A 20,911-nucleotide genomic window follows, 5' to 3' on the forward strand; every position below is an offset into this window, starting at 1 on the left:
TTTCTATTTCCCATACCCGTTTATTTTATCAGCATATTCAGTCAAAAGATTCTTTGAATAAATTTTTTCAGCCTTTGAATTTCTAACTTCTTTCCAAAGAATAGAAGCTATTTTTAACTTGTTTGAGTAGTTGCGGCTATTTTCGTCTGCACAGAAATCCTTTAAAAATTGATTCCATTGACAAACCGAATGATCATACTTGGCATAGTCTGAATTTCCATAATAGACTTTTAGCATATCTTGGATTGTAAAACTCAAATCATTTTCTCTTTTTACTTTTCTCCAAGCTGTAGCCATATCAGCAGTAAATTTAAAGGGCGAAACATCTGTTAAAGTTGAGAAATATTCTCTAAAGTCTGCATTAAAGGAGAATCCACATTCAAGTAAGGGCGTGTCCAAGGTAACGACTTCTACTCGTTTCTTTTTCCTTTTTATTGATGATTTTGTAATCAAATTGCCCTTAAAGTACTGCTCAATAATATCATTTAGTTCTTGTTTGGTACCACTATATTCAAGTCCTAATGACTTGCATATCTGTGAAAGTTCATCTCGATACCAATAGTATTTATTAAACTCATCAAAGGATGTGATTTTTTCAAACTCAGGTCTGCTTTCTATCAATATTTTACCTCCTTAAAACCAGTTTAGGTTTTCACCTTAAAAGAGTACTTTACTGTTTGCCATTTTTCATACTTAGGACACCAGATCACAATCACACACTCAGCGATTCGGACTTACCATATCATCCATGAAAAAACAATCCTCACGAAATAAAGAAAAACCTTCGTTTTGATATTGTTCCATTCGTAAACTGAACCTACAATATCTCCAACTATTGCTCCTAGCATCCGTTTCCTCCTTGTAAGATATCGGGAATTTGACCATCAACTATAGTTTTTAAATTATCTATTAACGAATTTTTTATAATTTATAGGTATTCATCTAATCAAATTATAATTAAATAACTTTTTTGATTTCATTATGTACTACATCTTCCTATTATACCTAAAACGGAAGTACACCAGCCATCAGCCCTTGAGCAATAAAACATCTATTATTTTGAAAATCTGGAAAATAGGTATCGCTTATAAAACTATATAAGCTATCAACGGGTCTATTGTACCAATCCTTGTAAACATAGTCCATATTATATATCAATAAAGCTTGTCCATCTTGACTATAGCCCTTGAAAGTTATCGAAAAGGCATCTCTATAACCAATAACTTTATCATTCTTATTTGAATTATTCCCCTTTCTATATTTCTCAAAATCAATAAGTAGCGTATATTTCATAAGTTTAGATAAGGCTTTTTCGGATAGTTTCTGACTATGTTCAAAAACGATCATTCCAGTATTCCCACACTCTTGGTAGGACAGTTCAGAGTTCATCAGATTACACTCAAAATAACCAAAAATTTCACAACCACAATGAATAATAAATTCAATTTTAGAAAAATATTCCTTAGTCCATATCATCTTATCTCTCCATTCCTAACTATGCTAGGATAAATTGTTTAAAAATCGTCAATCAACTTTTAGTGGAATAAATTTTACTTTTAGATATAATGCTAAATTACTCCTAATTTATCTATTAAAATTATATGAAAATTTTATGTATTAAACCAAACTGACAAATCGTCATCAGATACAAAATACTTCCAAGCAACTGTAAATCCATAGAGTTCCTTATATTTTTCAATCCATTCCGCATAATATGGAAGTCCAACGGGAGTTTCAGAGACTTCCTGTTCTAGATAAGAATATGGATGAGCCACAATACCTAAATCAATATTATAGACTTGCCAATTATAACCCTCTTTATGCTCACCACCTAAATTATCTATTAATCTTGAACTTCTTAAATCAATATCTGAGCAGATTGTCAACGATTTAAACTTTTCAAAATCTGGATTGAGAGGTTTTATGTAATAAGAAGCCTCCACATAGTATTCTTCATCATTATTTGGATAATGTGCGCCAATGGAAATTTTTATGGGGGAACCATTAAGCTCTAACCAAAAGTTTCCGATTGGCGTTTTTAGGATATCATAAGCTTGCTTTGAGTTTACTATATTTTTAGCTTCTGATAAATCGCAGATAACTCCTTCGCTTAATAGACTATTTTGAGTTTCTAAAATTTTTTTGTTTATAGTGGATAGTTTTCGTTCTACTTTTTTTATTTTTTCAAGAGGAAATGGCGGTTTATTGGCTTGTCTCTTGAAAACTTCAGTAACTTATGCTTCTTTTAAATGAGATTTGTTCCCAACAGGAACTTCTATCCAATCAAATTTCTCTATTGACTCATCAGGACAATAATACACATATTCTTTGTCATTCGGAAAGAATCGAACATTACAAAAATTCAATTCTTTACTTGGTTTCCATAACAACTCTGGTTCTAGGGGTCTTTTTTTAAAATAGTGTGTTTCATCACTATCCCAAAAATCTTTATACATCCATAAATTACAATAGGGGCAAAAATATTCATCATAATCGTCCAAATAACATTGATTAGCACCACATGTCTTACATATAGAATCTTCATCAATAAAACCCTCAAGTTTAACACCATTAACATACAGAGCGTAATCATCCTCTGGTTCATAAACAGTTGTCTCAACGGAATGTGGCAAACAACTCAACCAATCATCAAGTGGCAAAGAATTGATACTATAAATAGTAACTTCATCCCACCTCTCTTTTAGCGATTTACCATCATAAATCCTTGCTTCAAAAAGTTGATCAGCTGTTCGAAATCTTCTACCATCAGGTAAGTCACATAGACCCGCCCAATATGGCAAGGGCTCATTTTCTGAATAACCAATATAGCATATAAAATCCTGATTATCCTTCTCAAAAGAAAATGAAGTTTCATCAACATTCATCCCCGCTCTAAACTCTTGAATAAGGTAGTCAATATGTAAAGAAGAAACTTTAGGGACAGAATTTTGATTTATTTCCTGAGGAATACCTAAAGATACAGATTCCATTTTAAATGAAAAATATCCATTGACGAGTTGAAACTGAATATCATCGTCGTCCATCAGTATTTCAGAGATCCACCACTTGGAAAGGCCATCCATATCTTCCATTAAGAAATCATGCACTCCCTTACACTTTAAATCCCAAATAAGGGAAGGCGAATTGGTATTATTAGTTGTAGTAAAATCTTCCTCAATGGTTAACAAAATGGATTTTTCCTGACTATCATAAGAGAATGATCCAATTAAAAAATCGTGAAAGAAACCGTGTTTTTTCAAATAGTCCGAAATTTCGATAAATTGGGTTAAATACTGTTTACGTTGAGTCCACATACAAACCTCTCAATTTTTATTAACTATAGAATTTAGGTAATTGTAAATAAGGTGACTAAGGAATACAAGTCACAGACTTTTCAGACACACAAGAAAAAGTCTTAACTTCAAAGATTTTCATAATCTCTTTCGTTACAACGTTTTGACGCTTTTACTAGCAAAGGTGCATACTCACAAGGAACTTTGGTTGACTATTGAATCTCTCCCACCTCTTCTTTAACATATCCTTCTACATCTTCAATCTCTACAAACATTGGGTCTAAGTGACACAAGAAATGCCAATCTTCGGCACCTTTTTTTCTGTAGAGAATCGCTTCGCCGTCTTCACTTCCGAAAAAGCTTCTGTCTACTTCATATCCACTGCCTTCTAGAAAGTCTTTTGCCTGGCAATAGTTCACTTCTCTCGCTTCGACATAGGTTTTAACTTCATCGTTGTTAACAACATATGCATCAATTTTTGAATATCCTTCGATCACTCTATCGTTTTTGAGGGATAAATTTGAAATCTCTTTCCAAATAATGTCTACATTTTCCTCAGGACCGAACATAAATTTAGATAAAGGAACAATATTCCCGTTAAAAATAATTTCCATATAATCCGGTATGTTTTTAGGATTAAAATACTCCACTTCAAAACCATCTTCTGTTTCCAGAGTGTATCCCGGGATTTGAGCTACAAAGGCTTTCCCATCTTCTATGGAATCAAACGCAACTAAATCTTTAGAATAATCATTTTGGTACAATTCCAATATAACCATCGATAATCTCTCCATTTTAATTATCAGGCTAATGTAAATAAGCACGTCACCTGACCAATTCAGGCTCTCTGTATCATCTCATCATATTTCCTACTTACTTTACGAGTCCTATACCCAGAACACATCTTATCGACCTTCGGTCTCACCTCGTCGCATTGGCTGAGCATCTACTTCTACTTCACTGATATCTCAGCTCGTACAAGCAGTGATACCGCCTCAACGTGGTTTGTCGTGTCACTCTTTGCAGTTATGATACTTGGCAACTTGCCCCCTCTTTCTATGATAGAGGGAGCATTTCTCAAATACTTTGGGATTCCTGTGGCTTTCACATGGTTTATGTCTACAAAAACCTTTGATGGTAAAAAGCCTTATGGATTTTTGAAGTCTGTCATTGCTTATGCACTGCGACGAAAACTGACCTATGCAGGAAAAAAAGTAACGCTTGGCAGAAACCAGCCACAAGAAGCCATTACAGCAGTTAGGAGTGAATTTTATGGCATATCCAATTAAATATATTGAAAACAATCTGGTCTGGAATAAAGATGGGGAATGTTACGCTTACTATGAGCTTGTTCCCTACAATTACTCATTTCTAAGTCCGGAACAGAAAATACAAGTACATGATTCTTTCAGACAGCTTATCGCACAAAATCGTGATGGCAAGATTCATGCTTTACAAATCAGTACAGAATCCAGCATACTTTCTGCACAAGAACGTTCCAAAAATGAAGTCACTGGAAAGCTCAAAACGGTTGCCTATGACAAAATCGACCAACAGACAGACGCTTTAATATCCATGATTGGCGAAAATCAAGTGGACTACCGTTTCTTTATCGGTTTTAAGTTGCTTCTCAACGATCAGGAGTTTTCTATGAAAAGTCTTACCGTTGAAGCAAAAAATGCTTTTACTGATTTTGTCTATGATGTGAACCATAAGCTGATGGGCGATTTTGTTAGTATGAGTAATGATGAAATCCTGCGTTTTCAGAAGATGGAAAAGCTTTTAGAAAATAAAATCTCCCGTCGTTTCAAAATCCGAAGATTAGATAAGGACGACTTCGGCTATCTGATTGAACACCTTTACGGACAGACAGGCACTGCCTATGAAGAGTATGAGTATCCTCTATCAAAGAAAAAGCTGGAACATGAAACACTGATTAAAACCTATGACCTCATTAAGCCTACTCGCTGTCTGGTGGAAGAAAAACAGCGATATTTGAAAATCCAGCAGGAAGACGAAACCGCCTATGTAGCTTACTTTACCATCAACAGTATTGTCGGCGAACTGGACTTCCCGTCCTCTGAAATCTTCTACTACCAGCAACAGCAATTTACCTTTCCGATTGATACGTCAATGAATGTGGAAATTGTAGCGAATCGTAAAGCCCTATCTACTGTCCGCAATAAAAAGAAAGAACTGAAAGACTTGGATAACCACGCATGGCAAAGTGATAATGAAACCAGCTCTAATGTGGCGGAAGCTCTGGAAAGTGTGAACGAGCTGGAAACCAATTTAGACCAAAGCAAGGAATCTATGTATAAGCTGTCCTATGTTGTAAGGGTATCAGCAAATGACCTTGACGAACTTAAACGTCGTTGTAATGAAGTGAAAGATTTCTATGATGATTTGAGCGTGAAACTGGTACGACCTTTTGGGGATATGCTGGGCTTACATGAAGAATTTTTACCTGCCAGCAAAAGATATATGAATGACTATATTCAATACGTGACCTCTGATTTCCTCGCTGGTTTAGGTTTTGGTGCTACTCAAATGCTGGGTGAAAATGAGGGGATTTATGTTGGCTACAGCTTAGATACTGGACGCAATGTCTATCTGAAACCTGCTCTTGCCAGTCAAGGGGTTAAGGGTTCAGTAACCAATGCGTTAGCGTCTGCCTTTGTCGGTTCGCTGGGTGGTGGTAAATCCTTTGCGAATAACCTTATCGTCTATTATGCAGTGCTTTATGGGGCACAAGCAGTGATTGTAGACCCAAAAGCAGAACGTGGCAGATGGAAAGAAACCTTGCCAGAGATTTCCCATGAAATCAATATCGTCAATCTGACTTCTGATGAGAAAAACAAAGGCTTACTTGACCCTTATGTAATTATGAAAAATACCAAAGATTCTGAATCACTGGCTATTGATATTTTGACATTCCTTACGGGGATTTCCTCTCGTGATGGGGAACGCTTCCCAATCCTTAGAAAAGCCATTCGTGCAGTAACCAATAGTGAAGTGCGAGGGTTGATGAAAGTGATTGAAGAATTACGGGTTGAGAATACGCCACTAAGTACCAGCATAGCCGACCATATCGAAAGTTTTACAGACTATGACTTTGCCCATCTGCTTTTTAGTGATGGTTATGTAGAGCAGTCTATCAGCCTTGAAAAACAACTGAACATTATACAGGTTGCCGACTTGGTACTTCCTGACAAGGAAACTTCCTTTGAGGAATATACCACAATGGAGTTACTATCGGTAGCAATGCTGATTGTCATTAGTACCTTTGCGTTGGACTTTATCCATACAGACCGAAGTATTTTCAAGATTGTAGACTTAGACGAAGCATGGAGCTTCTTACAGGTGGCACAAGGGAAAACACTATCTATGAAGCTGGTTCGTGCTGGTCGTGCTATGAACGCTGGGGTATATTTCGTGACCCAAAATACAGATGACCTCTTAGATGAAAAACTGAAAAATAACCTCGGCTTAAAATTTGCCTTTCGTTCCACTGACCTTAACGAGATTAAAAAAACCCTTGCCTTTTTTGGTGTAGACCCAGAGGACGAAAACAATCAGAAGCGATTGCGTGATTTGGAAAACGGGCAATGCCTTATCAGTGATTTATATGGTCGTGTCGGTGTGATACAGTTCCACCCTGTATTTGAAGAACTGCTCCATGCCTTTGATACCAGACCACCTGTGCGAAAAGAGGTGTAAATGTGAAACCATCAATATTAAACAGAATAAAATCAAACTGGACGCTGAAACGTCTAGGTAAAGTGGCAATGACAGTGGCTTTCACACTTGTGATTGCCATTTTTCTTTTAGCCATGCTGGGAACGGTGGTTCAAGCTGCGGGCTTGGTAGATGATACGGTCAATGTGGCAAATGAATACAGCCGATACCCACTTGAAAACTATCAACTGGATTTTTATGTGGATAATAGCTGGGGCTGGCTACCGTGGAACTGGTCGGACGGAATTGGAAAACAAGTCATGTATGGACTATATGCCATTACCAATTTTATTTGGACAATCAGTCTTTATGTTTCCAATGCGACGGGTTACTTAGTACAGGAAGCCTATTCCTTAGACTTCATTTCCGCTACAGCAGATTCCATTGGCAAGAATATGCAGACCCTTGCAGGGGTTACGCCTAGTGGACTATCAACAGAGGGTTTCTATGTTGGATTCCTTTTACTCTTGATTTTGGTTCTTGGGGTTTATGTTGCCTATACAGGACTGATAAAGAGAGAAACCACAAAGGCAATTCATGCCCTCATGAATTTTGTGCTGGTTTTTATCCTATCGGCTTCCTTTATTGCCTATGCTCCCGATTATATTAAGAAAATCAATGACTTTTCATCAGACATCAGCAACGCTAGTTTGTCACTGGGTACAAAAATTGTCATGCCCCATTCAGATAGTCAAGGCAAGGACAGTGTGGACTTGATACGTGACAGCCTATTTTCCATACAGGTTCAGCAACCGTGGCTACTGCTTCAATATAACAGTTCAGACATTGAAAGTATTGGTATTGACCGTGTGGAAAGCCTGCTCTCAACCAGTCCAGATTCCAACAATGGGGAAGACAGAGAAAAAATTGTTGCGGAAGAAATTGAAGATAGAAGCAATACCAATATGACGATTACAAAGACGATTAACCGTTTAGGTACAGTCTTCTTCATATTTGTCTTCAATATTGGGATTTCCATATTTGTATTCCTATTAACAGGAATCATGATTTTCTCGCAGGTACTTTTTATCATCTATGCTATGTTTCTGCCTGTGAGCTTTATTTTAAGCATGATTCCATCATTTGATGGTATGTCAAAACGAGCCATAACAAAGCTCTTTAATACCATTTTGACACGAGCTGGAATCACATTGATTATTACGACAGCATTTAGTATTTCAACCATGCTCTATACCTTATCGGCTGGTTATCCGTTCTTTTTGATTGCTTTTCTACAGATTGTGACCTTTGCAGGAATCTACTTCAAGCTGGGCGATTTAATGAGTATGTTTTCTCTACAGAGTAACGATTCTCAAAGTGTGGGAAGTCGTGTGATGAGAAAACCTCGTATGCTTATGCACGCTCACATGCACCGTCTACAGCGGAAACTTGGACGTTCCATGACTACTCTAGGGGCTGGGTCTGCCATTGTTACAGGTAAAAAAGGACAGTCGGGTTCGGGGAGTTCTGCAAGGACACAAGCAGATCACTCCCGACCAGACGGAAAGGAAAAATCAACACTTGGAAAACGTATCGGTCAAACCATCGGTACAGTAGCTGATACCAAAGACAGAATGGTAGACACTGCTAGTGGTTTGAAAGAACAGGTTAAAGATTTGCCGACCAATGCAAGATATGCAGTATATCAAGGAAAATCCAAAGTAAAAGAGAATGTCCGTGATTTAACCAGTAGTATTTCTCAAACCAAAGCGGACAGAGCCAGTGGACGCAAGGAACAGCAGGAACAAAGGCGAAAAACCATTGCGAAGCGTCGCTCTGAAATGGAACAGGTCAAACAGAAAAAACAGCCTGCTTCTTCTGTTCATGAAAGACCGACTACAAGACAAGAACAATATCATGATGAACAGACCTCAAAACAGTCTAATATTCAGACTTCATATAAGGAATCTCAACAAGCCAAACAAGAGCGTCCAGCAGTTAAGTCCGATTTTTCAAGTCCAAAAGTGGAACGCCAAGGCAATACCGTTCAAGAAAAAACCGTTCAAAAGCCAGCAACTTCAACCACTACAGCAGATAGAACTTCACAACGTCCAATCACAAAAGAACGTCCGTCTACTGTTCAAAGAGTACCACTACAAAATACAAGAAGTAGACCACCAATCAAAACCGCCACCATTAAGAAAGTCGGTAAGAAACCATGAAGTTGAAAACTTTAGTGATTGGTGGTTCTGGATTATTCTTGATGGTCTTCTCACTGCTTCTGTTTGTTGCCATTTTATTTTCAGATGAACAGGACAGCGGAATTTCCAATATTCATTATGGAGGTGTGAATGTTTCCGCAGAAGTGCTGGCTCATAAGCCTATGGTAGAAAAATATGCCAAAGAATATGGCGTTGAAGAATATGTCAACATACTTCTTGCGATTATACAGGTGGAATCGGGCGGTACTGCGGAAGATGTTATGCAGTCCTCGGAATCCCTCGGTCTTCCACCTAATTCATTGAGTACAGAAGAATCCATTAAGCAAGGTGTGAAGTATTTCAGTGAATTATTAGCCAGTAGCGAAAGGCTCAGTGTAGATTTAGAATCGGTTATCCAGTCCTACAATTATGGTGGTGGTTTCTTAGGGTATGTGGCTAATCGTGGAAATAAATATACCTTTGAACTGGCTCAAAGTTTCTCAAAAGAGTATTCAGGTGGCGAAAAAGTGTCTTACCCCAATCCCATAGCCATACCTATCAATGGGGGCTGGCGATACAACTATGGCAATATGTTTTATGTGCAACTGGTAACGCAGTATCTTGTCACAACAGAGTTTGATGATGATACGGTACAAGCCATCATGGACGAAGCACTGAAATATGAGGGCTGGCGATACGTTTACGGTGGAGCTTCCCCGACTACTTCTTTTGATTGTAGCGGACTGACACAATGGACGTATGGAAAAGCTGGAATTAACTTACCACGAACCGCACAACAGCAATATGATGTGACCCAGCATATCCCACTATCGGAAGCACAAGCTGGCGATTTGGTTTTCTTTCATTCTACCTATAACGCTGGCTCTTATATTACTCATGTTGGGATATACCTTGGCAATAACCGTATGTTTCATGCAGGCGACCCAATCGGTTATGCCGACTTAACAAGCCCCTACTGGCAACAGCATTTAGTGGGAGCAGGACGAATCAAACAATGAGAAAGGAAGATTTAATGATGAAATTTAGAAAAAATCAGAATAAAGAAAAACAGATACCAAAGGAAAAGAAACCTCGTGTCTACTATAAGGTCAATCCTCATAAAAAGGTTGTGATTGCCTTGTGGGTACTTTTAGGGCTTAGTTTCAGCTTTGCGATATTCAAGCACTTTACAGCTATAGATACTCATACTATTCACGAAACAACTATCATAGAAAAGGAATACGTTGATACTCATCATGTAGAAAATTTTGTAGAGAACTTTGCGAAAGTCTACTATTCATGGGAGCAATCCGATAAGTCCATTGATAATCGAATGGAAAGTCTAAAAGGCTATCTGACAGATGAACTTCAAGCTCTCAATGTTGATACAGTACGCAAAGATATTCCTGTATCGTCTTCTGTAAGAGGATTTCAGATATGGACGGTAGAGCCAACTGGCGACAATGAGTTTAATGTAACCTACAGTGTAGACCAGCTCATTACAGAGGGAGAAAATACAAAGACCGTCCACTCTGCTTATATAGTGAGTGTCTATGTAGATGGTTCTGGAAATATGGTACTGGTTAAGAATCCGACCATTACCAACATACCTAAGAAATCAAGTTATAAACCAAAAGCCATTGAAAGTGAGGGGACGGTTGATTCCATTACAACCAATGAAATCAATGAGTTTTTAACGACGTTCTTCAAGCTCTATCCTACAGCGACAGCCAGTGAACTTTCCTACTATGTGAATGACGGGATATTAAAACCAATCGGAAAAGAGTACATCTTTCAAGAACTGGTAAATCCTATTCACAATCGTAAGGATAATCAAGTCACGGTATCGCTGACAGTGGAGTATATCGACCAGCAGACCAAAGCAACGCAGGTATCTCAATTTGATTTGGTACTTGAAAAGAACGGGAGTAATTGGAAGATTATAGAATAACAAATATTGGTACATTATTACAGCTATTTTGTAATCACGTACTCTCTTTGATAAAAAATTGGAGATTCCTTGACAAATATGCTCTTACGTGCTATTATTTAAGTATCTATTTAAAAGGAGTTAATAAATATGCGGCAAGGTATTCTTAAATAAACTGTCAATTTGATAGTGGGAACAAATAATTGGATGTCCTTTTTTAGGAGGGCTTAGTTTTTTGTACCCAGTTTAAGAATACCTTTATCATGTGATTCTAAAGTATCCGGAGAATATCTGTATGCTTTGTATGCCTATGGTTATGCATAAAAATCCCAGTGATAAGAGTATTTATCACTGGGATTTTTATGCCCTTTTGGGCTTTTGAATGGAGGAAAATCACATGAAAATTATTAATATTGGAGTTTTAGCTCATGTTGATGCAGGAAAAACTACCTTAACAGAAAGCTTATTATATAACAGTGGAGCGATTACAGAATTAGGAAGCGTGGACAAAGGTACAACGAGGACGGATAATACGCTTTTAGAACGTCAGAGAGGAATTACAATTCAGACAGGAATAACCTCTTTTCAGTGGGAAAATACGAAGGTGAACATCATAGACACGCCAGGACATATGGATTTCTTAGCAGAAGTATATCGTTCATTATCAGTTTTAGATGGGGCAATTCTACTGATTTCTGCAAAAGATGGCGTACAAGCACAAACTCGTATATTATTTCATGCACTTAGGAAAATGGGGATTCCCACAATCTTTTTTATCAATAAGATTGACCAAAATGGAATTGATTTATCAACGGTTTATCAGGATATTAAAGAGAAACTTTCTGCCGAAATTGTAATCAAACAGAAGGTAGAACTGTATCCTAATATGTGTGTGACGAACTTTACCGAATCTGAACAATGGGATACGGTAATAGAGGGAAACGATGACCTTTTAGAGAAATATATGTCCGGTAAATCATTAGAAGCATTGGAACTCGAACAAGAGGAAAGCATAAGATTTCAGAATTGTTCCCTGTTCCCTGTTTATCACGGAAGTGCAAAAAACAATATAGGGATTGATAACCTTATAGAAGTGATTACGAATAAATTTTATTCATCAACACATCGAGGTCAGTCTGAACTTTGCGGAAAAGTTTTCAAAATTGAGTATTCGGAAAAAAGACAGCGTCTTGCATATATACGTCTTTATAGTGGCGTACTGCATTTGCGAGATTCGGTTAGAATATCGGAAAAGGAAAAAATAAAAATTACAGAAATGTATACTTCAATAAATGGTGAATTATGTAAAATCGATAAGGCTTATTCCGGGGAAATTGTTATTTTGCAGAATGAGTTTTTGAAGTTAAATAGTGTTCTTGGAGATACAAAGCTATTGCCACAGAGAGAGAGAATTGAAAATCCCCTCCCTCTGCTGCAAACGACTGTTGAACCGAGCAAACCTCAACAAAGGGAAATGTTACTTGATGCACTTTTAGAAATCTCCGACAGTGACCCGCTTCTGCGATATTATGTGGATTCTGCGACACATGAAATCATACTTTCTTTCTTAGGGAAAGTACAAATGGAAGTGACTTGTGCTCTGCTGCAAGAAAAGTATCATGTGGAGATAGAAATAAAAGAGCCTACAGTCATTTATATGGAGAGACCGTTAAAAAATGCAGAATATACCATTCACATCGAAGTGCCGCCAAATCCTTTCTGGGCTTCCATTGGTTTATCTGTATCACCGCTTCCGTTGGGAAGTGGAATGCAGTATGAGAGCTCGGTTTCTCTTGGATACTTAAATCAATCATTTCAAAATGCAGTTATGGAAGGGATACGCTATGGTTGCGAACAAGGATTATATGGTTGGAATGTGACGGATTGTAAAATCTGTTTTAAGTATGGCTTATACTATAGCCCTGTTAGTACCCCAGCAGATTTTCGGATGCTTGCTCCTATTGTATTGGAACAAGTCTTAAAAAAAGCTGGAACAGAATTGTTAGAGCCATATCTTAGTTTTAAAATTTATGCGCCACAGGAATATCTTTCACGAGCATACAACGATGCTCCTAAATATTGTGCGAACATCGTAGACACTCAATTGAAAAATAATGAGGTCATTCTTAGTGGAGAAATCCCTGCTCGGTGTATTCAAGAATATCGTAGTGATTTAACTTTCTTTACAAATGGACGTAGTGTTTGTTTAACAGAGTTAAAAGGGTACCATGTTACTACCGGTGAACCTGTTTGCCAGCCCCGTCGTCCAAATAGTCGGATAGATAAAGTACGATATATGTTCAATAAAATAACTTAGTGTATTTTATGTTGTTATATAAATATGGTTTCTTGTTAAATAAGATGAAATATTTTTTAATAAAGATTTGAATTAAAGTGTAAAGGAGGAGATAGTTATTATAAACTACAAGTGGATATTGTGTCCTGTATGTGGAAATAAAACACGATTAAAGATAAGGGAAGATACTGAATTAAAAAAATTCCCCCTCTATTGTCCGAAATGCAGACAAGAAAATTTAATTGAAATAAAGCAGTTCAAAGTAACTGTGATTACAGAGCCAGACGCAAAGACGCAGAGCCGATAAAATGAGATTAATACAATCTCATTTTATCGGCTCTTTCCGTTATGTATGGATTCTTTTAATTAGTCTTCGATGTTTCTTGCTTCGTTGATACCGCTGGCTAAAGATTCCATTAAGGATAGTTCTTTGTCTGTAAAGCTATCCATGTATTTCTCTATCTGTAATCGTCGGGTGCTTTTTACCAAGTTATTAGCAGGTAGGGGTCCCGAGCGCCTACGAGGAATTTGTATCGATAAGAAATAGATTTAAAAATTTCGCTGTTATTTTGTACATTTAACTTGACGGTGACATCTCTCTATTGTGAGTTATTAGTGGTACAGTTTTCAACCGTTTTAATTATAAAAAAGTGGTGCATTTTTAAATTGGCACAAACAGGTAACGGTTATTGCAGGTGTATTTCTTATCTATGGGTTTAACATGGATTTTATCATTAAAATCATGAGTATTGTCCGAGAGTGATTGGTCTTGCGTATGGTTAACCCTAAAGTTATGGAAATAAGACTTAGAAGCAAACTTAAGAGTGTGTTGATAGTGCATTATCTTAAAATTTTGGTATAATAGGAATTGAAGTTAAATTAGATGCTAAAAATTTGTAATTAAGAAGGAGGGATTCGTCATGTTGGTATTCCAAATGCGTAATGTAGATAAAACATCTACTGTTTTGAAACAGACTAAAAACAGTGATTACGCAGATAAATAAATACGTTAGATTAATTCCTACCAGTGACTAATCTTATGACTTTTTAAACAGATAACTAAAATTACAAACAAATCGTTTAACTTCTGTATTTATTTATAGATGTAATCACTTCAGGAGTGATTACATGAACAAAAATATAAAATATTCTCAAAACTTTTTAACGAGTGAAAAAGTACTCAACCAAATAATAAAACAATTGAATTTAAAAGAAACCGATACCGTTTACGAAATTGGAACAGGTAAAGGGCATTTAACGACGAAACTGGCTAAAATAAGTAAACAGGTAACGTCTATTGAATTAGACAGTCATCTATTCAACTTATCGTCAGAAAAATTAAAACTGAACATTCGTGTCACTTTAATTCACCAAGATATTCTACAGTTTCAATTCCCTAACAAACAGAGGTATAAAATTGTTGGGAATATTCCTTACCATTTAAGCACACAAATTATTAAAAAAGTGGTTTTTGAAAGCCATGCGTCTGACATCTATCTGATTGTTGAAGAAGGATTCTACAAGCGTACCTTGGATATTCACCGAACACTAGGGTTGCTCTTGCACACTCAAGTCTCGATTCAGCAATTGCTTAAGCTGCCAGCGGAATGCTTTCATCCTAAACCAAAAGTAAACAGTGTCTTAATAAAACTTACCCGCCATACCACAGATGTTCCAGATAAATATTGGAAGCTATATACGTACTTTGTTTCAAAATGGGTCAATCGAGAATATCGTCAACTGTTTACTAAAAATCAGTTTCATCAAGCAATGAAACACGCCAAAGTAAACAATTTAAGTACCGTTACTTATGAGCAAGTATTGTCTATTTTTAATAGTTATCTATTATTTAACGGGAGGAAATAATTCTATGAGTCGCTTTTGTAAATTTGGAAAGTTACACGTTACTAAAGGGAATGTAGATAAATTATTAGGTATACTACTGACAGCTTCCAAGGAGCTAAAGAGGTCCCTAGCGCCTACGGGGAATTTGTATCGATAAGGAATAGATTTAAAAATTTCGCTGTTATTTTGTACAATAAGGATAAATTTGAATGGTACCATAAACGACCGTTTATGGTACCTTTTCATTTTCCTGCTTTTTCTAAATGTTTTTTAAGTAAATCAAGTACCAAAATCCGTTCCTTTTTCATAGTTCCTATATAGTTATACTTAATGAGTTATGGTACATTTAAATTATAAAATTAAGGAGGTTTTTTTATGATTTTTGGCTATGCTCGAGTGAGTACGGATGATCAAAATCTTAGTTTACAAATTGATGCACTTACTCATTATGGAATTGATAAATTATTTCAAGAAAAAGTAACTGGTGCGAAAAAAGACCGACCGCAATTAGAAGAAATGATCAACCTACTACGTGAAGGAGATTCTGTTGTCATTTACAAGTTAGATCGAATTTCACGATCAACTAAACATTTGATTGAACTTTCTGAATTATTTGAAGAACTTAGTGTCAATTTTATATCTATTCAAGATAACGTAGATACTTCAACGTCTATGGGAAGATTCTTTTTCCGAGTTATGGCTAGTTTAGCAGAACTGGAACGGGATATTATTATTGAACGAACTAACTCTGGTCTTAAGGCAGCCAGAGTCCGAGGAAAAAAAGGGGGCCGTCCAAGTAAAGGTAAGCTATCAATTGATTTAGCTTTAAAAATGTATGACAGCAAAGAGTATTCTATTCGTCAAATTCTTGATGCCTCTAAATTAAGCAAAACAACCTTTTACCGTTACCTCAATAAAAGGAATGCTTAAGATATGGCTATGAAAAGAATTTTAACTACTTCACAGCGTGAACAACTTCTTTCTGTAGACCACTTATCAGAAGAGGATTTTAAAGCGTATTTTAGTTTTTCTGATTATGATCTGGAGGTTATTAATCAACACCGTGGAAAGGTCAATAAACTAGGATTTGCGATACAACTTTGTTTGGCCCGGTATCCTGGGTGTTCTTTAAGTAATTGGCCGATTAAATCAACCAGACTAACTTCTTATGTGAGTCGACAGCTCCATCTTGATGCAATTGATTTAAATTCATATGATCATAGAAATACACGTGCAAATCACTTCAACGAGATCTTAGAAGTATTCAACTATCATCGATTCGGTAGTGCTAATACACAAAAACAGTTAATAGAATATTTAATTGAACTAGCTTTAGAAAATGATGACTCTATCTATCTAATGAAAAAAACAATTGATTTCTTAACTCGAAAAAGAATTATTTTTCCATCTATAGCTACACTTGAAGACATTATAAGCCGCTGTCGAGATAAAGCAGAAAACAACTTATTTTCAATATTACTCTGTTCATTAACAGATATACAAATTGAAAAACTAGAGAGTTTGTTTCAAATTTATGAAGAGACGAAAATAACTAAACTCGCTTGGCTAAAAGACATTCCAGGTAAGGCAAATCCAGAAAGCTTTATGAGTATTTGTAAAAAAGTGGAAGTGATTGCTTCCATGGGACTCGGGACAATTAATGTCTCCCATATTAATCGGAACAGGTTTCTTCAGCTAGCTAGACTAGGGGAAAATTATGATGCATATGACTTCTCCCGTTTTGAGCTTGAAAAAAGATACTCTTTACTTATTGCTTTTTTAGTCAATCATCATCAATATCTGATCGATCAACTGATTGAGATTAATGACCGCATTTTAGCAAGTATTAAACGCAAAGGGACACGTGATTCACAAGAACAGTTAAAAGAAAAAGGAAAATTGGCTACTAAAAAATTGGAACATTATGCTTCTTTAATTGATGCTCTTCACTTTGCAAAAGATAATGATAGTAATCCTTTTGACGAAATTGAACGAATCATGCCTTGGGAAGATTTAGTACAAGATGGAGAAGAAGCTAAAAAAATTACAGGTAATAAAAATCATGGCTATTTAGAAATGGTTCGAAATAAAGCTAATTACCTCCGAAGATACACGCCAATGTTATTGAGGACCCTTTCGTTCAAAGCAACTCCGGCAGCAAATCCAGTCCTCATGGCCCTAACTCAACTAACTGATTTACACAATAGTGGTAAAAGAAAAATACCGGCAGATACTTCTACTGATTTTGTGAGTAAAAAATGGAAAAGCCTTGTTCGGCCAGAAGAGGGGAAAATAGATCGGTCTTACTATGAGTTAGTAGCTTTCACCGAGCTAAAGAACAATATTCGATCAGGAGATATTTCAGTTGAAGGAAGTATGATCCATCGAAATATTGATGATTACTTAGTTGATTTATCTGCTTGTATTGATTCAGAAACTATTCCAGACACGTTTGAGGACTATTTAAAGGATCGGGAAATAATTTTAGATTTACAGCTTCAATTTTATTCGACAGTTGATAAGAGAATTTCAAGAGCAAACCTTAAAAAGTTGGAAAAAGTTACACCTAGCGAAGCAGAAATATATAGAAAAAAACTTTATTCAATAATTCCTAAGATAAGGCTTAGTGATCTTTTAATTGAGGTGGACAGTTGGACCAACTTTTCACAAGAATTTAGTCATGATTCTACAGGGAAACCGCCGAGTGAACAAGAAAGAAAAATTATTTTTGCTGCTTTGCTGGGTTTAGGGATGAATATTGGTCTTGAAAAAATGGCCCAATCAACTCCTGGAATTTCTTATTCTCAGTTAGCCAATGCCAAACAATGGCGCTTTTATAAAGAAGCTCTGACTCGTGCTCAATCTGTTTTGGTTAATTATCAGTTAAAGCTTCCTGTTGCAGACTTTTGGGGTGAAGGAAAAACCACTGCTTCAGACGGAATGCGCGTCCCAGTGGGCGTCTCAGCTCTAAAATCCGATGTTAATCCACATTACAAAAGTATGGAAAAAGGAGCTACAATGATTCGATCAATAAATGATAGGCATACGACTCATCATATCGAGGTTGCTTCAACTAATACAAGGGAAGCTACTCATACCCTTGATGGCCTACTTTATCATGAAACAGATCTAGATATTGAGGAACATTTTACTGATACAAATGGGTATTCTGATCAGGTGTTTGGAATGACCGCATTACTAGGCTTTGATTTTGAACCTCGCATCAGAAATATAAAAAAATCACAATTATTTTCTATCAAATCACCTTCCTACTACCCTAACTTATCAGAAGATATAAGCGGAAAAATCAATGTAAAAATTATTGAAGAAAACTATGATGAAATTAAACGAATCGCCTATTCGATTCAAACAGGAAAAGTATCTAGTTCTTTACTATTAGGAAAGCTAGGCTCATACGCACGTAAGAATAGAGTAGCTCTTGCACTGAGAGAACTAGGTCGCATTGAAAAGAGCATTTTTATGATAGATTATATTACAGATAGTGAGCTACGGCGAAGGATCACTCATGGACTAAATAAGACAGAAGCGATTAATGCTTTAGCTAGAGAACTATTTTTTGGGCGACGCGGAAAATTTATGGAGCGCGATATTCGCCGACAACTTCAAAGTGCTAGTGCGCTTAATGTGTTAATAAATGCAATAAGTATATGGAACGCCGTCTACTTACAAGCAGCTTATAATTATCTCGTCAAAATAGATCCCGAAGTAACTAAGTATATGAAGCATGTATCTCCTATTAATTGGGAGCATATCACTTTTCTTGGAGAGTATAAATTTGACTTGTTATCTATTCCTAAACACTTAAGAGAATTGAATATAAAAAATAAATAGGCCTTGAAACATTGGTTTAGTGGGAATTTGTACCCCTTATCGATACAAATTCCCACTAAGCGCTCGGGACCCCAGGTAAGAAAAATTCATCAACGGAAACATGAAGTAACGATACAAGGTCATAAAGAACTTGTATGCTGGGGTGTTGCCCTTTATTTTCAATATTAGTTAAGTACCGTGGGTCAATTTCAATCAATGCTCCCACTTGTTCACGAGTTAAACCTCGTTTCAATCGAGCTTCTTTAATGGCTAAACCAAAGGCTCTAAAATCATATTTATCTTCTTTTTTACGCATAGTAGACCACCTCTATACATTTTATTGTTCCTACTGAATTAAAAACAGGTATAGAAAAACGTGTTATATGGTTTATAGGTTTATATTTAATAAAAAGCACTACTAAACGCCAATAAAAAAAACCGTTATATGGTAGTGCTATTTACGCTGTTAAAATATTGTATATTACTTCCAAATGGCGGTTTGTTGGAGGTCAACGTCGCCATGAAGTACATCATATACAATAAATTTCCTTACATTGGGTTCTTGTCAAAAAAAGTCGTCTATCTGCAATAGATAAGTACGTCCACCAATGTGGTTTTATAAATCATATAGATAGAATAACAGAAGCATGTAAACAGAGAAATAAATCTGTTTATATGCTTTTTTGGCTATTCAGAACTTTTTTACAAAGTTTATTTATCAGTAATGCAACAAATCCCCCTTTCACATTGGGACTAAGAGTGAAAGGAGATAAACGAGCAAGGCTCACTTCCTTTCCTAGACAGAAAGGGGGTGAGAAACATGAAACCATCTTCTTTTCAGACCACAATAGAAAATCAGTTTGACTATATCTGTAAACGTGCTATGGAAGACGAGCGAAAGAATTATATGCTTTATCTTTCAAGGATTGCAAAGCGTGAGGTGTCCTTTTCGGATGTTGGCGATTATCTTGTTAGCCAGTTTGCGACAACAGATAACTATTCAACTGACTTTCAGATTTTTACACTCAATGGGTTATCAGTAGGCGTTGAAAATGATTTGTTGAGTGAAGCATTACGTGAGTTGCCAGACAAGAAACGTGAAATTCTACTGCTGTTTTACTTTATGGACATGAGCGATTCAGAAATTGCAGACCTGTTGAAATTGAACCGTTCTACTGTCTATCGGCATAGAACCAGTGGACTAGCCTTAATTAAAAAGTTTATGGAGGAATTTGAAGAATGAAAACACAATATCCTATGATTCCCTTTCCTCTCATTGTAAAGGCAACAGATGGCGATACCGAAGCGATTAACCAGATTCTACATCATTACAGAGGGTACATAACGAAGCGTTCCCTACGACTTATGAAAGATGAATATGGCAATCAAAGTATGGTCGTTGATGAAGTCTTACGTGGAAGAATGGAAACCAGACTGATTACAAAGATTTTGTCATTTGAAATTAAGTAATATCCTCTCTCCTTTCGTGGAAGCGTGCTAAACCATTCCACGCTTCCCGAACAGGGAGGTTTGTTATTCCACCAAAGCATATTGAGCTTTCAATGTGTTTTGATAGGCTAACGAGCCATTGTTCTTTGAAAACTGAATAAAAGTAATCGAATACGTTTCGATAAGAAAAGAGCCAACGGAACTAACCGCCATGACCTATCTTATAAAGATAGCGAGCGATTCATGTTAGTGATCCGAGAAGCAATCTTTAGCAGGATTGCCTGCAACGACATTCTTATCGTGATAATGATACTCCCATACAGTCAATAGTCCGAGCGTGATAAAACCGTCGCAGGCAATGAGTATGGCTACATGAGAACCATGCAGG

The 20,911-nt window shown here is 36.5% G+C and carries 17 protein-coding genes and 6 pseudogenes; 15 read left to right on the forward strand and 8 right to left on the reverse strand.

Going from position 1 to position 20,911, the window contains the following annotated elements:
* Nucleotides 1-3 precede the first annotated feature (3 nt).
* The 6 genes and pseudogenes from D7D53_RS04315 to D7D53_RS04340 all read right to left on the reverse strand — a co-directional run bounded on the left by D7D53_RS04315 (nucleotide 4) and on the right by D7D53_RS04340 (nucleotide 4,072).
* Nucleotides 4-621, reverse strand: coding sequence for an SAP domain-containing protein (locus tag D7D53_RS04315; RefSeq protein ID WP_120770258.1), 618 nt, complete (start codon nucleotides 619-621; stop codon nucleotides 4-6).
* A gap of 114 nt (nucleotides 622-735) precedes the next feature.
* Nucleotides 736-848: pseudogene (locus D7D53_RS04320) on the reverse strand (ADP-ribosylglycohydrolase); the annotation flags it as partial.
* Between the two features lie 157 nt (nucleotides 849-1,005).
* Complete coding sequence (locus D7D53_RS04325) at nucleotides 1,006-1,476, reverse strand: hypothetical protein (protein ID WP_120770259.1); 471 nt, start codon at nucleotides 1,474-1,476, stop codon at nucleotides 1,006-1,008.
* Nucleotides 1,477-1,610: 134 nt separating this feature from the next.
* Nucleotides 1,611-1,943 (reverse strand): hypothetical protein, encoded by a 333-nt coding sequence (locus tag D7D53_RS04330; protein ID WP_120770260.1) that lies wholly within the window; start codon nucleotides 1,941-1,943, stop codon nucleotides 1,611-1,613.
* Nucleotides 1,944-2,234: 291 nt separating this feature from the next.
* Nucleotides 2,235-3,314 (reverse strand): hypothetical protein, encoded by a 1,080-nt coding sequence (locus tag D7D53_RS04335; RefSeq protein WP_120770261.1) that lies wholly within the window; start codon nucleotides 3,312-3,314, stop codon nucleotides 2,235-2,237.
* Between the two features lie 191 nt (nucleotides 3,315-3,505).
* Nucleotides 3,506-4,072: a hypothetical protein gene (locus D7D53_RS04340; protein WP_120770262.1), complete on the reverse strand. Its 567-nt coding sequence runs from the start codon at nucleotides 4,070-4,072 to the stop codon at nucleotides 3,506-3,508.
* A 210-nt stretch (nucleotides 4,073-4,282) separates the two neighbouring features.
* On the opposite strand from D7D53_RS04340, the pseudogene D7D53_RS04345 reads away from it, so the two are divergent.
* From D7D53_RS04345 to D7D53_RS04380, 8 genes and pseudogenes are all read left to right on the forward strand, one after another.
* Nucleotides 4,283-4,582, forward strand: a pseudogene (locus D7D53_RS04345) (conjugal transfer protein); the annotation flags it as partial.
* Nucleotides 4,566-7,013, forward strand: coding sequence for a conjugal transfer ATPase TcpF (gene tcpF, locus D7D53_RS04350; protein WP_000331148.1), 2,448 nt, complete (start codon nucleotides 4,566-4,568; stop codon nucleotides 7,011-7,013). The pseudogene D7D53_RS04345 and the gene tcpF, both read left to right, overlap by 17 nt.
* 2 nt (nucleotides 7,014-7,015) lie before the next feature.
* A complete protein-coding gene (locus D7D53_RS04355; RefSeq protein ID WP_120770263.1) occupies nucleotides 7,016-9,193 on the forward strand; it encodes a CD3337/EF1877 family mobilome membrane protein in 2,178 nt (725 codons plus the stop codon).
* Entirely contained in the window at nucleotides 9,190-10,191 is a 1,002-nt protein-coding gene (locus D7D53_RS04360) for a bifunctional lytic transglycosylase/C40 family peptidase (protein ID WP_000769868.1), read from the forward strand. Before D7D53_RS04355 ends, D7D53_RS04360 begins: the two co-directional genes overlap by 4 nt.
* Nucleotides 10,188-11,123, forward strand: coding sequence for a conjugal transfer protein (locus D7D53_RS04365; RefSeq protein ID WP_001224320.1), 936 nt, complete (start codon nucleotides 10,188-10,190; stop codon nucleotides 11,121-11,123). The genes D7D53_RS04360 and D7D53_RS04365 overlap by 4 nt, the downstream gene beginning before the upstream one ends.
* A gap of 313 nt (nucleotides 11,124-11,436) precedes the next feature.
* A pseudogene (locus D7D53_RS10345) lies at nucleotides 11,437-11,484 on the forward strand (hypothetical protein); the annotation flags it as partial.
* Between the two features lie 15 nt (nucleotides 11,485-11,499).
* Nucleotides 11,500-13,419 carry a tetracycline resistance ribosomal protection protein Tet(M) gene (gene tet(M) / locus D7D53_RS04375; RefSeq protein ID WP_120770264.1) on the forward strand — a complete coding sequence of 640 codons (1,920 nt, stop codon included), beginning with the start codon at nucleotides 11,500-11,502 and terminating at the stop codon, nucleotides 13,417-13,419.
* Nucleotides 13,420-13,537: 118 nt separating this feature from the next.
* Nucleotides 13,538-13,705: a cysteine-rich KTR domain-containing protein gene (locus D7D53_RS04380; RefSeq protein WP_000336323.1), complete on the forward strand. Its 168-nt coding sequence runs from the start codon at nucleotides 13,538-13,540 to the stop codon at nucleotides 13,703-13,705.
* A gap of 59 nt (nucleotides 13,706-13,764) precedes the next feature.
* Here the strand turns inward: D7D53_RS04380 and D7D53_RS04385 are convergent.
* Nucleotides 13,765-13,902: pseudogene (locus tag D7D53_RS04385) on the reverse strand (XRE family transcriptional regulator); the annotation flags it as partial.
* Nucleotides 13,903-14,185: 283 nt separating this feature from the next.
* Here D7D53_RS04385 and D7D53_RS10265 point away from each other — a divergent pair.
* From D7D53_RS10265 to D7D53_RS04415, 5 genes and pseudogenes are all read left to right on the forward strand, one after another.
* Nucleotides 14,186-14,270, forward strand: a pseudogene (locus D7D53_RS10265) (MLS leader peptide); the annotation flags it as partial.
* A 48-nt stretch (nucleotides 14,271-14,318) separates the two neighbouring features.
* The gene (locus tag D7D53_RS04395; RefSeq protein ID WP_001814874.1) at nucleotides 14,319-14,402 is read left to right on the forward strand and encodes a 23S rRNA methyltransferase attenuation leader peptide; all 84 of its coding nucleotides are present in this window, start codon (nucleotides 14,319-14,321) and stop codon (nucleotides 14,400-14,402) included.
* Nucleotides 14,403-14,526: 124 nt separating this feature from the next.
* Entirely contained in the window at nucleotides 14,527-15,264 is a 738-nt protein-coding gene (erm(B), locus tag D7D53_RS04400) for a 23S rRNA (adenine(2058)-N(6))-methyltransferase Erm(B) (protein WP_001038790.1), read from the forward strand.
* Nucleotides 15,265-15,618: 354 nt separating this feature from the next.
* The gene (locus D7D53_RS04410) at nucleotides 15,619-16,173 is read left to right on the forward strand and encodes a recombinase family protein (RefSeq protein ID WP_000576156.1); all 555 of its coding nucleotides are present in this window, start codon (nucleotides 15,619-15,621) and stop codon (nucleotides 16,171-16,173) included.
* Between the two features lie 3 nt (nucleotides 16,174-16,176).
* The gene (locus D7D53_RS04415) at nucleotides 16,177-19,095 is read left to right on the forward strand and encodes a Tn3 family transposase (protein WP_001240982.1); all 2,919 of its coding nucleotides are present in this window, start codon (nucleotides 16,177-16,179) and stop codon (nucleotides 19,093-19,095) included.
* A 73-nt stretch (nucleotides 19,096-19,168) separates the two neighbouring features.
* Here the strand turns inward: D7D53_RS04415 and D7D53_RS04420 are convergent.
* A pseudogene (locus D7D53_RS04420) lies at nucleotides 19,169-19,390 on the reverse strand (helix-turn-helix domain-containing protein); the annotation flags it as partial.
* A 504-nt stretch (nucleotides 19,391-19,894) separates the two neighbouring features.
* On the opposite strand from D7D53_RS04420, the gene D7D53_RS04430 reads away from it, so the two are divergent.
* Together D7D53_RS04430 and D7D53_RS04435 are read left to right on the forward strand one after the other, a co-directional pair.
* Nucleotides 19,895-20,317, forward strand: coding sequence for a sigma-70 family RNA polymerase sigma factor (locus D7D53_RS04430; RefSeq protein WP_000804885.1), 423 nt, complete (start codon nucleotides 19,895-19,897; stop codon nucleotides 20,315-20,317).
* Entirely contained in the window at nucleotides 20,314-20,544 is a 231-nt protein-coding gene (locus tag D7D53_RS04435; protein ID WP_000857133.1) for a helix-turn-helix domain-containing protein, read from the forward strand. The genes D7D53_RS04430 and D7D53_RS04435 overlap by 4 nt, the downstream gene beginning before the upstream one ends.
* The last annotated feature ends 367 nt before the right edge of the window (nucleotides 20,545-20,911 follow it).

Source organism: Streptococcus gwangjuense (genome assembly GCF_003627155.1).
Taxonomy (GTDB): Bacteria; Bacillota; Bacilli; order Lactobacillales; family Streptococcaceae; genus Streptococcus; species Streptococcus gwangjuensis.

What these genes read in the sequence shown, in the direction of transcription:
- D7D53_RS04325 (WP_120770259.1), bottom strand. Translation starts at nt 1,476, where the DNA reads ATGATATGGACTAAGGAATATTTTTCTAAAATTGAATTTATTATTCAT.
- D7D53_RS04335 (WP_120770261.1), bottom strand. Translation starts at nt 3,314, where the DNA reads ATGTGGACTCAACGTAAACAGTATTTAACCCAATTTATCGAAATTTCG.
- D7D53_RS04340 (WP_120770262.1), bottom strand. Translation starts at nt 4,072, where the DNA reads ATGGTTATATTGGAATTGTACCAAAATGATTATTCTAAAGATTTAGTT.
- tcpF (WP_000331148.1), top strand. Translation starts at nt 4,566, where the DNA reads ATGGCATATCCAATTAAATATATTGAAAACAATCTGGTCTGGAATAAA.
- D7D53_RS04360 (WP_000769868.1), top strand. Translation starts at nt 9,190, where the DNA reads ATGAAGTTGAAAACTTTAGTGATTGGTGGTTCTGGATTATTCTTGATG.
- D7D53_RS04365 (WP_001224320.1), top strand. Translation starts at nt 10,188, where the DNA reads ATGAGAAAGGAAGATTTAATGATGAAATTTAGAAAAAATCAGAATAAA.
- D7D53_RS04395 (WP_001814874.1), top strand. Translation starts at nt 14,319, where the DNA reads ATGTTGGTATTCCAAATGCGTAATGTAGATAAAACATCTACTGTTTTG.
- D7D53_RS04410 (WP_000576156.1), top strand. Translation starts at nt 15,619, where the DNA reads ATGATTTTTGGCTATGCTCGAGTGAGTACGGATGATCAAAATCTTAGT.
- D7D53_RS04415 (WP_001240982.1), top strand. Translation starts at nt 16,177, where the DNA reads ATGGCTATGAAAAGAATTTTAACTACTTCACAGCGTGAACAACTTCTT.
- D7D53_RS04430 (WP_000804885.1), top strand. Translation starts at nt 19,895, where the DNA reads ATGAAACCATCTTCTTTTCAGACCACAATAGAAAATCAGTTTGACTAT.
- D7D53_RS04435 (WP_000857133.1), top strand. Translation starts at nt 20,314, where the DNA reads ATGAAAACACAATATCCTATGATTCCCTTTCCTCTCATTGTAAAGGCA.